This is a genomic window from Bifidobacterium breve DSM 20213 = JCM 1192 (assembly GCF_001025175.1).
In the GTDB taxonomy this organism is placed as follows: domain Bacteria; phylum Actinomycetota; class Actinomycetes; order Actinomycetales; family Bifidobacteriaceae; genus Bifidobacterium; species Bifidobacterium breve.
Map to the genome: position 1 here is coordinate 1,911,953 of NZ_AP012324.1, position 15,236 is coordinate 1,927,188.

At 57.4% G+C, this 15,236-nt stretch carries 13 protein-coding genes; 1 reads left to right on the forward strand and 12 read right to left on the reverse strand.

The annotated features are described in order from the left end of the window. Position 1: 1 nt before the first annotated feature. The 3 genes from BBBR_RS08395 to BBBR_RS08405 form a co-directional block, all read right to left on the reverse strand. The gene (locus BBBR_RS08395) at positions 2-400 is read right to left on the reverse strand and encodes a VOC family protein (RefSeq protein WP_014484259.1); all 399 of its coding nucleotides are present in this window, start codon (positions 398-400) and stop codon (positions 2-4) included. 73 nt (positions 401-473) lie between these two features. Continuing rightward, a complete protein-coding gene (locus BBBR_RS08400; RefSeq protein WP_003829872.1) occupies positions 474-1,847 on the reverse strand; it encodes an MFS transporter in 1,374 nt (457 codons plus the stop codon). 185 nt (positions 1,848-2,032) lie between these two features. Next, a complete protein-coding gene (locus BBBR_RS08405) occupies positions 2,033-3,037 on the reverse strand; it encodes a zinc-dependent alcohol dehydrogenase family protein (protein ID WP_003829871.1) in 1,005 nt (334 codons plus the stop codon). A gap of 295 nt (positions 3,038-3,332) precedes the next feature. Here BBBR_RS08405 and glgX point away from each other — a divergent pair, with 295 nt between their 5' ends. Continuing rightward, positions 3,333-5,780, forward strand: coding sequence for a glycogen debranching protein GlgX (gene glgX, locus BBBR_RS08410; protein ID WP_003829869.1), 2,448 nt, complete (start codon positions 3,333-3,335; stop codon positions 5,778-5,780). An 83-nt stretch (positions 5,781-5,863) separates the two neighbouring features. On the opposite strand, the gene rpsI is transcribed toward glgX, so the two are convergent. The 9 genes from rpsI to BBBR_RS08455 form a co-directional block, all read right to left on the reverse strand. Next, the gene (rpsI, locus tag BBBR_RS08415; RefSeq protein ID WP_003829868.1) at positions 5,864-6,355 is read right to left on the reverse strand and encodes a 30S ribosomal protein S9; all 492 of its coding nucleotides are present in this window, start codon (positions 6,353-6,355) and stop codon (positions 5,864-5,866) included. A 22-nt stretch (positions 6,356-6,377) separates the two neighbouring features. Then, entirely contained in the window at positions 6,378-6,827 is a 450-nt protein-coding gene (rplM, locus tag BBBR_RS08420; RefSeq protein ID WP_003829867.1) for a 50S ribosomal protein L13, read from the reverse strand. A gap of 290 nt (positions 6,828-7,117) precedes the next feature. Continuing rightward, positions 7,118-9,283 (reverse strand): 4-alpha-glucanotransferase, encoded by a 2,166-nt coding sequence (malQ, locus tag BBBR_RS08425; protein ID WP_003829866.1) that lies wholly within the window; start codon positions 9,281-9,283, stop codon positions 7,118-7,120. 122 nt (positions 9,284-9,405) lie between these two features. Beyond that, complete coding sequence (locus tag BBBR_RS08430) at positions 9,406-10,089, reverse strand: AbrB family transcriptional regulator (protein WP_003829865.1); 684 nt, start codon at positions 10,087-10,089, stop codon at positions 9,406-9,408. Continuing rightward, the gene (locus BBBR_RS08435; RefSeq protein ID WP_003829864.1) at positions 10,086-10,727 is read right to left on the reverse strand and encodes a YigZ family protein; all 642 of its coding nucleotides are present in this window, start codon (positions 10,725-10,727) and stop codon (positions 10,086-10,088) included. The genes BBBR_RS08430 and BBBR_RS08435 overlap by 4 nt, the downstream gene beginning before the upstream one ends. A 23-nt stretch (positions 10,728-10,750) precedes the next feature. Next, a complete protein-coding gene (locus tag BBBR_RS08440; protein ID WP_003829863.1) occupies positions 10,751-11,767 on the reverse strand; it encodes a D-2-hydroxyacid dehydrogenase family protein in 1,017 nt (338 codons plus the stop codon). A gap of 10 nt (positions 11,768-11,777) precedes the next feature. Then, complete coding sequence (locus BBBR_RS08445; protein ID WP_003829862.1) at positions 11,778-12,752, reverse strand: CapA family protein; 975 nt, start codon at positions 12,750-12,752, stop codon at positions 11,778-11,780. Positions 12,753-13,121: 369 nt separating this feature from the next. After that, entirely contained in the window at positions 13,122-14,312 is a 1,191-nt protein-coding gene (locus tag BBBR_RS08450) for a glycoside hydrolase family 1 protein (protein ID WP_003829861.1), read from the reverse strand. Between the two features lie 30 nt (positions 14,313-14,342). Next, entirely contained in the window at positions 14,343-15,230 is an 888-nt protein-coding gene (locus BBBR_RS08455) for a carbohydrate ABC transporter permease (RefSeq protein ID WP_003829860.1), read from the reverse strand. Positions 15,231-15,236: the final 6 nt, after the last annotated feature.

Sequence of the window (15,236 nt, forward strand, 5' to 3'; positions counted from 1 at the left end):
ATCACACGATCTGGCAGAATTCGATGGTCTCGTCATTGGGACCGTACACGTTGAAGTAGCGGATGCCATGCTCCCAGAAGCTGTCGATGTGCTGAATCTCGGTGTCCTTGAACTCCAGACCGAGCTTCTTGGCGTTGGCGAACGCGGCCTCGATATCCGGGGTGTCGAACGCCCAGTGGTTGATGGCGCCGGTGACGCCGGGTGCCGGCTCACCCTCCCAGGTTTCGATGGTCAGATGCCCGTAGCGCAGGAACGCGCAACGGTTGTCGCCGTTATGGAACAGTCCGGCGAGTTCAAATCCGAGCTTTTCCGTGTAGAACGCGATGGTTTCGTCCAGATCCCTGGCGATCATGCCGGAATGCTGCAGATCGGTGGTGAAGGCGGACATGGGTTTGGTCATGATGATCTCCTTTGCATTGGTTGATGGATGATGGTTCATATCAACGTCGTTGACGATTGGATTGCGATTAAGTCTAGACGGCTTCGGCTGCGGCAACACCGACGCCGATGCTCTCCTCTGATACCGTGTTGACCGCCGGCACCGCATCGTCTTGCGGCGCCGTTCCGTTCTTTGCCTTAGCGATCCGATGGCCATGCTCGTCGAATCCGGGCTGCCGCGGCCGGATGAACAACGTCAGCACGAATGCCAGCACATACAACGCCGCATACGTCCAGCACACGCCGCCGTACCCGATGACCGGCAGAAGAATCGTGGCGACGCCGGGACCGGCGAACGTGGTGAGGCCCGCCGCGAGATTGTAGGCGGACAATGCGGCGCCCTGTTTGCCTTCACCGGCGTACAACGTCATGATGGTCGGCAGCGACGAGAAGGCGCAGGTGCCGATGCCCACGATGATCGAGGCGACAATCATCATCAGCGCGTTCGCGCCGAACCATTGCGGAATGTAGTAGAAGGCGACGGATCCGACGGCGAGCACCGCGCAACCGAACCAGCGCATCGGCCACACCCATCCGAAACGATCCATGAACCAACCCCAGAAGGTGTTGAAGATCAGGGTGACCACGAATACGAAGCCCCAGATGCGCATCCATTCCTCGGTTTTGAAGATGTTGATGCCGCCGTTGTGCGTGGTGCACAGGTATAGGGGCATGATGACGGGGAAGCCGTACAGCAGCAGGTTGTTGATGATGCGGATAATCGCGCAGATGAGGATCTTGCGGTTGGTGACGAGGATGGTGGCGCCTTCGGCCAGTTCCTTCAGCTGTTCCTTACGGCTCAGCCCTTCGCCTTTGACGACCTTGTTCTTCGGCACGAACAGGAAGCACATGATCGTGCCGACGATGGAGAACGGCAGCGCGAACCAGAAGGTGCGGTATTCGCCGAACACCGGCATGATGAAGCTCGGCAGGTATGCGCCGAACACGCCGATGCCCAGCGAGAAGCAGGTCCAGAAGAATCCGGTGGCCGAGGCGAGTCTGGACGGGGAGATGTGCTGCGCCATCAGCACCACGAAACTGTAGATGAACAGCGGGTAGCCGATGCCGCGCAGGGCGTACAGGCCGAGGATCAGCGGATAGATGCGGCTGGGGATGGCCACGCCGAGGAACAGCAGGTGGATGCCGATCCACCAGCATGCGCCGAACATCATGACGCGTCTGGCACCGAACATCTCGGCAAGCATGCCGGCGGACCATCCGCCCGCCGCGGCGAACAGACCGTACACGGTGACCAACAGCGAAGCCTGGGATGAGGTGAATCCCTGATCCACCATGAATTTGGAGAGGAAGGTGAGTTCGAAGCCGTCACCGGTCATGAAGATCGCGACGGCCAGGAAGCCGAGCATCAGCACCCGGGGAACGCCGAGGCGCTCAAGCAGCCTAATCATGAGCAATAAACCCCTTACCCGACCTTCACCGACGTTGGGAAGATCGTTTCACAGTCATATGAATGTTCGCACACAGCGGTTCCGGCCCCTTTGCCGGCGCCCCGCACCGCGGGAGGCATGGCCGCCGTCCGTGTGCGCGTGGCGACGGCCATGATTTCATACGTGTGGGCGGATGGCCCGTGGCGTCACTCGCCGATCTTGACGACGGCCTTGGAAACGCCCTTGATCTTGCCGTCGAGGAAGTCCTGCACCTCGTCGAGCCCCAGTTCGTGGCTGATCAGGCCGCCGATGTTCATCTTGCCGGCGGAAACCAGCGAGATGGCATCGCGGAAGGTGAGCGGGTTGATGAAGGAGCCTTGGATGGTCAGCTGCTTCTTGTAAATGTCGTACGTATTCATTTCGAAATGCGCCTCCTGCGGGCCGACGCCGAACATCAGCACCTGGGCGCCCTTCTTGGCCGCGGCGACCGCCTGGGCCTGGGTGGCGGGCAGGCCGACCGCTTCGACGATCACGTCGTAGGAGTCCGCCGGAATCTGCTCGCGGGTGGTGTTGTACGTTTCAGTGACGCCGAAAAGCTCCTTGTTGCGCTGCAGCTTCTCGTCGAAGATTCCGGCAAGATCCACCTGATGCACGCCGTACGCCTGCAGCAGCTGGACGAAGATCTGCCCCATGAAGCCGTCGCCGATGACCAACGCCTTCTGGTACGGGTGCAACTTGAGCAGATCGAGTCCGTGCACCGCGCAGGAGACCGGTTCGATGGCGGCCGCGTCACGCAGGGAGACATTGTCGGGCAGCTTGTAGACCACAGTGGCGGGAGCGGTGAACTGTTCGGCCAGACCGCCGTCGCGGGTGACGCCGACCGCGCTCAAGTGGTCGCATAGTTCCGGACGCTGAGTCAGGCAGAATTCGCACTGGCCGCAGTAGATGTTCGGATCGACGGCCACGCGGTCGCCGACCTTGACGTTGGTGACTTCTGAACCGACCGCGGCGACGACGCCGGAGTTCTCATGGCCGAGCACGATCGGCGGAACTGCGGCAGCGGAGCCGGGGCGACCTGCGTACAGGTCGTGGTCCGTGCCGCACACACCTGCATATACGGTGTTGATCAGCACTTCATCGGGTTCGATCTGCGGTGTTGGCATGTTCTGGATTTCGAATTTCTTGACACCGGTCAGTACAAGAGCTTTCATGATATGTCCTTTCCACTATGAAAGAGGTTCCGGCAGATCGTTCTGCCTGATGATTGAAAACTATACACTTTCTTAAATTCTTTTGCAAATTTCTTTTCATAAAGTTATTTGCAAATCGTGTTGCCGCAGAAAATCAACGTTTTTCAAAAAACCACCATCACAATATGCACATCATCATCAAAAATAGCCAGAACGGCATCTCACCGGCAGCGCAGCAACCATCGATCTGACATGGGCGGAAATGGTCCCGACATAGCAAGTCAACAGATAATTCCAAAGTGTTTAGAATGAGGTTATGAAGAACCCGTCTTTGCACCGTTACGCAACCCGCCCAGGTCTCTACTTCACCGATGACGGTGGCGCCGACGCCATCGTCCGCTCGGAAACAGCAGACCAGCTGTGGTTTTGCGTACTTGAACCACTTGACCAGCCGAGCGCCTTCTATGCCGACGCAGTACGATTGTTCAACGAGCCGGGGCTGACCTTCATCGATCAGGCGATGAAACAGCGCATCTGCACTCGGCGAATCCCCTCGCTCAATCTTCGCGAAACACTATTCCGCATGGACGGGCCCAATTACGGACTGTGGTACGTTCACGTTCCCCAGGCTTGGGATGGCATGCAATACGGATACCGCGTCAACGGCCCATGGGACCCCGACCACGGCGTGAGCTTCAACCCGTACAAACTGTTGCTCGACCCCTATGCCAAAGGCATCGAAGGATCAATGGAGCTTGATCCCGGAGCGTTCTCCTATGAATGCGAGATCGTGAACGGCAAAGTCAAAGGTTCGCCATTCGGCCCGATGAGCACCATCGACTCCGTGGGGCATGTTCCCGTTTCCGTGGCGATAGACGACCGTGCCACCAACAAGCATGACGGTGAGCCATCACACCCGCATGTGGCATGGAGCAAAACCGTGATCTACGAGCTGCACGTCAAAGGCTTCACAGCCAACGCGCCTTGGCTTCCCAAAGAGCTTCGCGGCACCTATGCAGGTTTGGCACATCCGGCGACGCTCTCCTACCTGCAGGATTTGGGCGTCACTTCCATTGAGCTGCTGCCGATTCAAGCCAAGCAATCCGAACTGTTTCTGCAGGAACGCGGACGCGTCAACTATTGGGGATATTCGACGCTCGGCTATTTCGCGCCGGAAGCCTCATACGCCACCAAGCGCTCCCAGGAGGCCGGCGCCGCCGCCGTACGCCAGGAAGTCATTGACATGGTGCGCGCATTGCACGAGGCCGGTTTCGAAGTGATTATGGACGTGGTCTACAACCACACCTGCGAATCCGGTCCGGAAGGGCCGACCGTATGCTGGCGCGGACTTGACAATCTGTCGTACTATCGACGCACCAAAGACAAGATGAGTCGCCTGTACGACACCACCGGCTGCGGCAACACACTTGATTTCACCAACACGCACGTCACCACGTTCGCCGTGGATTCGTTGCGCTATTGGGCCAAACGCATTGGCATCGACGGATTCCGATTCGATCTCGCGGCGACGCTGGCACGTCTCGACGATGAATTCACCCGCTACCATCCGTTCCTGTATGCATTGCGTTCTGACATGCTGCTCGGCAATCTCAAAATGATCATGGAACCTTGGGATTGCGGTCCAAATGGCTGGCGCACCGGCGAATTCGGCATCCCCTTCGCCGAATGGAACGACAGGTTCCGCGATTGCACACGCAAATTCTGGCTGACCGACGTGGATCGCATGCGCGGTGGAGAATACGGCGAAATGACCATGCAGGAGATGGCCACACGTTTGTGCGGATCATCCGACCTGTTCGCCACCGATCCAGGCCGCGGTTCGACCGCGTCCGTGAATTACGTGGCATGCCATGACGGCTTCACCACAGCCGATCTGACCATGTACAAAACCAAGCATAACGAGGCCAACGGCGAAAACAACCGCGACGGAACAAACGACAATCATTCCGTCAACTTCGGTCACGAGGGCCCCAGCGGCGATCAAATCATCGTGCAGCAACGGCAACGCGCCACCATGAACCTGCTGGGTACGCTGCTGCTTTCGCTAGGCACGCCAATGCTGCTTGCCGGCGACGAATTCGGCAATTCGCAGAACGGCAACAACAACGCCTACACGCAGGATAACGACACCACCTGGCTTGATTGGGATTGGCTGTACAGTACCGAACAAACGCCGGAATTGAAGCAGTTCAATCTCACTTCCCGTTTAATCACATTGCGTAAATCCCGTGATTTGTACAATCATGAGGATTTCTTCACTCGCCTGAGCGAAATCGGTTTGCTGAAGAAATCCGATCGCGTGCATTGGTATTTGCCGAATGGACAGATGCCAAATGATGCGGATTGGACGAATCCTTCCGTCCGTCCGTTCGCCATGCAGCTGCTATCTCCCGACGAGCCAAGTCTGCTGATTCTGATCAACGGTTCCGATGAGGTCACGCGTTTTCATCTGCCGAAAGACATCGAATGGGAGATGGTCTGGTCCTCGTCGGAGATTGTCGGCGAATATCCGGGATTGGGAACGTCCATCGAACGTGTGTCGGAATTCGACGAAGAATCGGAAAGCAAGCCCGCGGGCAGACTCCGCAACCATCTGCACCGCATCAACATGATGTACTGGCAGATGAAAGACGATGCGGACGATCTGCAATCCGCCGATGATGGGCTGTCGGAAGATGATCCGACATTGTGGACGCTTCCGGCATTGAGCATCAGCGCGATGAAGCAGATGCCAACCATCTAAACGCCAGTCAAAATACCGTCCGAAATACCAAGAAACCCCTCGGAAATCGAATTTCCGAGGGGTTTCGTATAAGCCGTAAAGCTTTAGCGCTTGGAGAACTGCGGGGCGCGACGTGCCTTGTGCAGACCGGCCTTCTTGCGCTCCACGACGCGGGCGTCGCGGGTCAGGAAGCCAGCCTTCTTCAGGGCGGCGCGGTTGGCGTCACGATCGATGGCGTTCAGAGCGCGGGCCACGCCGAGACGGATGGCGCCGGCCTGGCCGGTGGTGCCGCCGCCGTCAACGAGGACGATAGCGTCGAACTTGCCTTCGAGCTTGAGCAGAACGATCGGGGAGTTGACCTCACGCTGCAGCAGCTTGGAGGGGAAGTACTCCTCCAGAGTGCGGCCGTTGATGGTCCACTTGCCGTCACCCGGAACCAGACGGACACGGGCGACAGCCTCCTTGCGGCGACCGGTGCCGTAGCCCGGCTCGATCGCGGAGGTGCCGGTACCAGCGCCAGCGTTGGTCTCGGTGGTGTAGTTGGTGAGCTCCTCTTCGGTCTCGACAACCTGGGAGTCGTTGGTGTTTTCAGCCATGATTCTTATCTCCTCTCAGGTTTCACTTAGCCTGCTGCGAGACCTGAGCGATCTCGAAGACCTGGGGCTTCTGCGGGGTGTGCGGGTGCTCAGCGCCGCGGAAGATACGCAGACGATCGAGCTGCACCTTGGCCAGACGGTTCTTCGGCAGCATGCCCTTGACAGCTTCCTTGATGATGCGCTCGGGGTTCTTCTCGAGCAGCTCGGCGTAGGAGTCGCGACGCAGACCACCAGGACGGCCGGAGTGCGAGTAGAGTTCCTTGCCCATCTTGTTGCCAGTCAGAGCAATCTTGTCGGCATTGATGATGATCACGTGGTTGCCGGAGTCGGCGTGCGGCGCGAAAGTCGGCTTGTTCTTGCCACGCAGCAGGATTGCAGCCTGGGAGGCGAGACGGCCAAGCACCACGTCGGTGGCGTCGATGACGTACCAGTCGTGAGTCAGATCAGCTGGTTTCGGAGTGAAGGTTTTCACTGGATTACCTTTTCTATATATTGTGTTCCGGGCTGTCAGCTGCTTGGCGCGGCTTGGTCAGGGCCGCATCCAAGAGGCTTCAGGCCTCATTATCCGTGGGCTCCCTGAAAGTCCTCGATGGCGAGTGGGATAGCGCTTTGAAGGACCCCTTAGGGAAACACAACAATCCACTAGTATATCGCCAGTCTTGACATAGGGCAACTGTGGAGACACTCCCGCTTTTTTATGTCGTCTCTCCCCCACCTCGCTTCGCGAGGAGCCCTCTCATCAGAGGGGGGGGCTGGAGTGAGTCAGTTATTGAAGATTTGGGCGAAACGTTGGGCACCGGGGGTGTCGAAGAGGGTTTCGAGCGGCACCACATTGCCCTTATCGTCGGCCAGCGGGATACGCCAGTTCGGATACTCGTTATTGGTGCCGGGCTGGTTCTGCGCACGCTTCTCCCCCACCGCATCGGTAATCGAGGCGGCAAGCAGCTTGCACGGAGATCCCTTCAGCGCACGGTACAACGCATCGATGATGTCCGCCTCGTGCTCCTCACGGTGTTCGGCGAAATCGGCATCCAGATATCCTTGATCAACCAGCATAGCAATCATGGCGTTTTGCTCAGCCTTGGCAGAAGCTTGGAACTCCTCAGCAGGGCCAGTCAGCAGCCCCAAGCGTTCGCGAATCTTGACGTGCTCATACTCCAGGTATCCGGCGGCCGGCGGCAGGTCATGGGTATTCACGGACGCCAAGGCATACGGACGCCATTGAGATGGTGTGCGGAACACCCCGTCCCTCTGCTCGAACCATTCGACCGCACAGCCGAGAATGCCGTGGCCGGACAGGGAATCGGCCACATAATCGGGCATCACGCCCAAATCCTCACCGACCACCACGCCGTTGGCGCGGGACGCCTCGATGGCCAGAATGCCGAGCATGATGTTGGAATCGTAATGCACATAGGCACCATCCGTTGCCGAATGATTCTCAGGAATCCACCACAGACGGAACAGACCAAGGATATGGTCGATGCGCACGGCACCGGCACGGGCGAACATACCATGCACCATGTTGCGGTAGGTCTGGTAGCCAGTGGCTTCCAAATCAAGCGGGCTCAGCGGCGGTTGGCTCCAATTCTGGCCCTGCTGGTTGAACATATCCGGCGGAGCGCCAACCGTAGCGCCCTTGGCGAACCGCTCAGGATTCCACCACACATCCGCGCCGAGGGGATGCACACCGACCGCCATATCAGACATGATGCCGATTTCCATGCCGGCATCCTTGGCCGCCTGCTGCGCAGCGGCAAGCTGATCGGACGCCACCCATTCGAGCCAGCGGTAGAAGTCGAGCGTATCGGGGAATTGACGCTTCAAATCAGCAATCTGCTGAGAATCCCGGCCAAGGGCCTGTTCCCAATTGTCGCCTTGTGCCGAGGGCGCACCCCACTTGTCATAACACAGGCACCACGTGGCATAGGCTTCGAGGTCGGAACCGAAATCCGTCTTGAACTGGTCGAATGCGGCCTGACGCTCGGCAGTGCGACCGGCCTTGAAGATAATCCACAGAGCATGCATCTTGCTGCGCCACATGGCGTCACGGTCAATGACCTGGGCATCGCCGTTCAGCGGCTCCACATCGGAGTGCAGTCCATCCACTTCATTCTTGGCATCGGTCGGCAATGTGGCGTATTCCGGTACCGACTCAGGGCGAATATACGTGAAATTGACCAGACGACGGCTCACCGGAAGATACGGCGACGGCGTAAGCGGAGACACCGGTTCGGCGGCGTGCAACGGATTGACCAGCACAAAATCAGCGCCGGTCTTCCGCTTGGCGTCGACCAATATGGTCTTCAAATCCTCGTAATCGCCGACACCCCATGATCCGGAGGAACGAATCGAGTACAGCTGCGCCATCCAGCCCCACAGGCTACCGTCCTTCATCGGGTCAATCAACGGAACCTGGCTCGGCGCACTAATCAGGGTGGCGTCCTGCGAACGGTTACCGACCTTGACATGCAGGGTGTGATAGCCGACCGGTACATCGGCGGGAATGATCAGCGATGCCGTAGACACAAAGTTACCATCCAAATCGAACGCCGGAGATCCGTCTCCCGGACCGACTCCGATGGTCCCCTCGTATGACTCACCATTCTCCAGGATGATGCTTGCAGAAGGTATCTCCATGATGCCGGTGTTAACGAGCAGACGGTCTTCCTCGCCGACGGTATGCAACACTGTTGGAGCAACCAGTCGGCTATGGCGTTCCTTCAAAATCCTGTGAATGGCTTCCTTTTGCCGATCGTCGTTTCGGGCTTCGATGCCTAGAGCAGACAGGATTTCGATGAGCACATCATCGTCGATCTCATGATAATCGTGGCTCATGCCCACATAGCTGGTACCGATACCCACCAATTTGGCCAATCGAATCAGCGGACGAGCCAATCGTTCTTTACTCTCGGTATTCTCACTCATAGCCCCAGTGTAGCGCCGAAAAGCCGCGCCACACCGTAAGACGGCCATAGAATGCTTACGTTTGCAACAATTGAGCAACCATATATCGACATGAGAACGCTCACATGGCGGCAAAACGGAATCTAGCGACGACTCTCCACCGCGTGACGCACCTCCACTGACGGATCTTCCGCCAGCTTGGCCATCATGTCCGCAGAAGTGTTGGGGTTCAGCGCCACGGCACGACGAACCATGGAAGAAAGCACCGCCGGGGCGCCTTCCTCAAGCTCAGTGCCGAGCAACCCAAGATAATCCAGAGTTTCACTGTCCGCAGCGGGATCCTGCGCACCCTCGAGCCGCATCTTCCAACTGGTGCGCTTGTTGCGCAGCGCGGCATCCCTCACCTCGGGAATCGGATCCTTGGTCAGACGCCCGACCAGCCAGTTCTTATCGTCCTCGTTGGCAGCCACAGCCACACGCACGGAAGGCTCGGGATCCACGGACAACTTGACCAGTACGTTCGGGAACGGCATGGTACTGGCAAGAAACACGCGATCTTCGACCGGCGTGTGCTTGTTGCCAGCCACGGCCTCAAGCAGTGCGGTGGCACGCGAGAACGCCGCCTGATCGCTACGATCAGGCAGAGGACGGCGAGCAAACTCGGAAAGCTCGGCAGAGTCAGTGGAATGACGCAAGCGCTCGTATGAGGCGGTCAACGGCTCAAAGGCGGCGCCGTTGGCGTCACCGCCCTGTGATGCGGCGGAGTCGCCGCTCTGCTGGGTCTCATTGATGGGGTTCTCGTCGGTCATAGTGTTTAGCTTAGTCATGCCAGAGGAACCGGAATGTTGACCATGTCGATTGGTTCCGGAGATACCGCAGCGTTGAACGCTTCTACGACCTGCAACTCGAATTGTTCGCAATGGTCGACGGGCACCACAGCCGTCAGCTCGACGTTCGCCGCATACGATTCGTCTTCCTGCCGCCCATCCAGTTGGCTGAGCAGCTGCTGGAATCGGGACAACTGCGGGTATTCAAGATGCACGCGATACCGGCGCGCAGTCATGATTCTTGCCACTTGCGCCGCTTTCATGGCCAATGACGCCGCGGATGAATACGCCCGAACCAAACCACCCGACCCCAACAGGATTCCGCCGAAATATCGGGTGACGGCAATCACGCAATCGGTAGTACCGGACTGCTTCAGCACATCGAGGATAGGCTTGCCTGCAGTGCCGGAAGGCTCACCGTCATCGCTCATGCGCTCGGACAAACGTCCGTCCGCGCCTCCACACACCGCGGCATACGCGACATGTCGAGCTTTTGGATGCTGCTCGCGGATTGAGGTCACGAATGCAAGCGCCTCATCGAGCGTATCGACATGAGCGGCATCACCGATGAACTCGGATTTCTTCTCCACGAGGGAATCGTGGGCCGGATTGTCGGATGTGTTGAGAATCGTCTGCATAGGCGGCGTTTCGACTAGACGAATCAGTGTTCGGAGACGACGACGTTATAGTCCTCGCCGGCAAAGTAGGCGTTCATGCAGGCGATCATCTGGCGGGTGAGCTCCTTGAATGCGCCATCGGTACGCCAGCCGACATGCGGAGTCAGAACAATGCCCGGCACATGGCAGATGGGATCATCTACGGTGAGTGGCTCGTGGTCAAATACATCAAGCGCGGCGGGAATGTCGCCTTCCTGCAGGCGGGCGAACAGCGCACCGGACTCGATGACTTCGGAGCGCGCGGTATTGATCAACATTGTGCCGGGCTGGAGATGAGCAAGGTTTTCAGCGGTGACAATGCCACGAGTGGCATCATTCAGCGGTAAATGGACGGAAATAACATCACTGGTTTCAATAAGCTCATTGAGATCGTCGACCGGAACGGAACCGGACCGTTCAAAATGCTCGGCAGGCACATGTGAATTCCACGCGGCAACTTCCATGCCGAAGGCGCGGGCAATGCCGGCCACGGTAGTGCCAATGCCGCCCAGCCCGATAATACCCATGCGGCGGCCGGCAAGCTGCAAACCGTCGCCCCCTGCCCATGCCCAGTTGCCCGCCTTGACATCCTTATCGAGTTGTCCGACCTTGCGAATGAGTTCGAACAGCAGCGCGAACGTATGCTCGGCCACGGCATGATCGCCGTAATGTTCGGCATTGCAGACACGAACCTTAAGCTCACGTGCCAGCTCGAGATTGATATAGCTGGCGACTCCGGTACCACAGAACACGATGCACTTGACATGGCCTTGTTCGCTGATCGTGCGCAATAAGTCATCCGAGATATGGTAGCCGCCGACCAACAGGGCATCTGCGTTTTTCAGGCGTTCAGCCAGCACGGCTTCGTCCGAAGTGAATTCCTCGAACATACGCACGCGAGCCACATCATGCAGCGCCGGGAACTGAGCCTTGATGGGTTCAATCATCGCGTCGAGCACGGCAGGCATCACGACAAGCGGCAAATCGGTACGTTCGCTCTGAGTTTCGTAAATCTCGGTCATGGGCACCACATTAGAACTGCGGCGGGAAATTCACTGTGCGGTTTGCTGCGCCTGTTCTTGGGTAATGTTCCACTCCTTGACAACATTCTGGTCGGCACCCATCGCATAAATCACATCCGATATGCGCTGGCGCACTTGAGCATCCTTGACCTCGGTCCAACAAGTGCCCATGGGATGGTCGCTGGATATCGCTGTCGTGATGCGGATCGCCTTGCTCGCGCAGGCGATCAATCTGCCAGTCATGGTCGGCGGTCATGCCATTGATGGACACCGTACCGGCCACCAGACCGAGTTTGCCGCCGCCTGTGGGAGAATCAATGACCAACGGCTTAAGGGAATCCTCCTCGGTTTTGTATGAGCCAGTTTGGGCAATGCCGTCGGCCTCCAACGTGTCCCAAAGCCGGGCGATGCCATCGGAGCCTTGATCCCATGAATGGTTGGTGGCATGAGTGCAGGCGTTGTATCCCACGTTGCGGGCGGCATCGGCCACTTCAGGCGGTATGTTGAAAATCGGGTAGGCACTGTAGGGGCCGCCTCGTTGGGCGACTGGAGTCTCGAAGTTGCATACGGCGATATCAGAGGCCTGAATGTACTGTTTCATCGGCTCAAACAGTGGATCAAAGTTGAAGGCAGTGCCATCCGTGGCACTGGTGTTGGCACCGCGGAAACCGTTCCACAGGCTCTCGTGGAACAGCAAGTCGCCATTCACCAGCATGGCGATGCAGTCGGTATCCGGGCAATCCGGCGAATTGCCGTGATGCTCCGCCACCGGCTGAGGAACGGATCCGGATTTGTCCAGCGACGTATCGGCAACCGTGCTGGTTCCGGGACGAGACACATCGGTTGAGTCGTTATGCATGGCAGCGAACCATACTCCCAGCCCCAAAGCCACAGCCAAGACGGCAACGAGCACCGCAATCAGCGCAATGTGGCCGGTATTCGATGACCATGAACGATGCTGGCCTCGACCGCTGATATGGCTCATATATTCCCCATCCCGCGACTCTCCATACTCACTACCAGAGTACCGTCCGCAGGAGGCAATACGTCAGTATTCGGTGCATTCCTCACCATATGCCGAGTTTTTTCACGACGCGCCGTCTCCATAATGCCGGTAGAATAGCCTCTGGAGGCGGACGGACAATGGCGTACCTCCGGCTCCGCTAATCTGGCAATGCGACTATCGATAGAACAGTAACAATAAGTATTAGCGATGGATACGAACTTGCGAGCCGTGTACGCAACAAATGAGTTGCCATAAAACAAACAGACATCATGGATTGCGGGACACAGTTCATATGAAAACCGTGCCCCACATTTTTTGCGGATAAGTTATCGCATTCTAATAACAGAACTACCGATACGGGTGAGTTACGACTCCGGTGCGAGAAATAGAACCAAGCCAGTTAAGCGATGCCTTGGGCTGGCGTTCAAAAGTGTCTTTATCCCAACCGATAAGACCGAATGTAGGCTTGAACGACCCCCATTCATAGTTATCAAGCAAGGACCAATGCGTGTAGCCTCGCACATCAATACCGTCATCCATCGCGTCATGCAGTCCAGCAAGGGCATCGAACGTATAGTCGATACGACGACGATCGTCAGCAGTGGCAATGCCGTTTTCAGTGACGAAAATCGGCGTATGTTTTGCGACATCCCAAGTATGACGCACAGCGATGCCGAGGGCTGGAGGATAGTATTCCCAGCCAGTTAGGGTGCGTTCCACATCATCGTCGACGGGCACAGGCCCGTCCTTGCCGATGAATGTGCGTAGGTAGGCTTGTACGCCGATAAAGTCATCACCCGCACCCGCTTCGGTGAAGTAGTCCTCGCGTGGGTACTGATATTCCTCCATCTCCTTCTCACAACCAGGCACAGCATGGAAAGCCTGACAAGCGATGGTCCAGCCGACTTTTGCATCAGGCAGCTCAGACTTAATGACAGCGCGGGACATATGATGCGCATCGACTAGCGCCTTGGAAATCACCGGGTCAGGGGCAGGCAGGGAGGCAGCCACAAAGTCAGTGCCTTCCGTGCCGCCTTGGGTCAAAGCGACCATGTTCGGCTCATTAATCGTGCAGATCCACGTTACATCGTTGAGAATAGGCAGCACATAACTCACGTAACGTTTGAACTTATCGAGTGCATCCGGTCGTTTCCATCCACCTTCTGCAGCAAACCACAATGGCATGGTGAAATGGTAGATAGTCACCATAGGTTCAACCCCGAACTCGTGGCAAGCGTCAATCATGGCGCGATAGTGCAACAACTCGGCTTTGGAGAAGCAACCTTCTACGGGTTCGATGCGTGCCCACTCGATACCGAATCGATACATGGTCAGACCAGAGTCGGCGAGCAGCCTGACATCCTCGCGATAACGGTTGTAGCTGTTTGCGGCATCACCGGATGGTTCGCTCACGTCAGTACGAGGCGAGTGCTCGCGCGCCCACCAGTCGCTGGAGGTATTATTGCCCTCGATCTGGTGACCAGCAGTAGCGGCACCCCAAATAAAGTTTTCAGGAAATACGTAATTTAGAGAAGACATCGAAGCTTATCTTTCTTGTTTAATTCCCGCTTATTTAATGCCCGTCATAGCCACGCCCTGAATGAAGTAGCGCTGCAGGAATACGAACAAGAGCAGGATGGGTGTGATGACTAGCACGGCGCCGGCGAGCAGCACACTGTAGTTGGTGGCGTTCTGGCCCGTGGAGTAGAGGGACAGGGCTACTGGCAGCGTGTACATCTCCTCGCTTTGCGCGGAAACCAATGGCCATAGGAAGTTGTTCCAGCTAGACAGGAAGGTCAGGATGGACAGCGTGGCCAGCGCCGGGCCACATTGCGGCAGGATGATCTGGAAGAAGATGCGTAGTTCGCCAGCACCGTCCACACGAGCGGCTTCCATGAGCGCGTCCGGAATGCCACCGATGAACTGACGCATTAGGAACACACCGATAGGCTGGCACAGGAACGGCAGGATCAACGCTGCGTATGTATTGGCCAGGTGCATGTTCGAGATGATGACGAACAAGGGCACGAACGTGGCGACACTAGGCACCATGAGGGTGACCATGACCGCGCCGAACAAGATATTCTTGCCGGCGAACTTCATCTTGGCCAGTGCGTAGCCGACCATCGAGCAGAACACCATGTTGCCCAGAACAGTGATGACCGCGACGATGAGGCTGTTGGTGAAGTACGAACCAAAGTTCAGCTGGGTGAACCATTGCGAAAAGTTGGCTAGTGTCGCGTGCTCAGGCATGAGCTTGGGCGGCTTAGCGAGGATTTCACGCTGGGTCTTAAGCGAGCCTAGAGCCATCCACAGGAACGGGAAAATCCAAACAATGCCAATGACCGCCAGCACGATGTACGAGATGCCACGACCTTTGATGAATCGCTGCCACAACAGCAGCTTGTTGTCCTGTGCCGGTGCAGGGCATCCGGCGGATTGTATTGTTGCACTCATATCGAT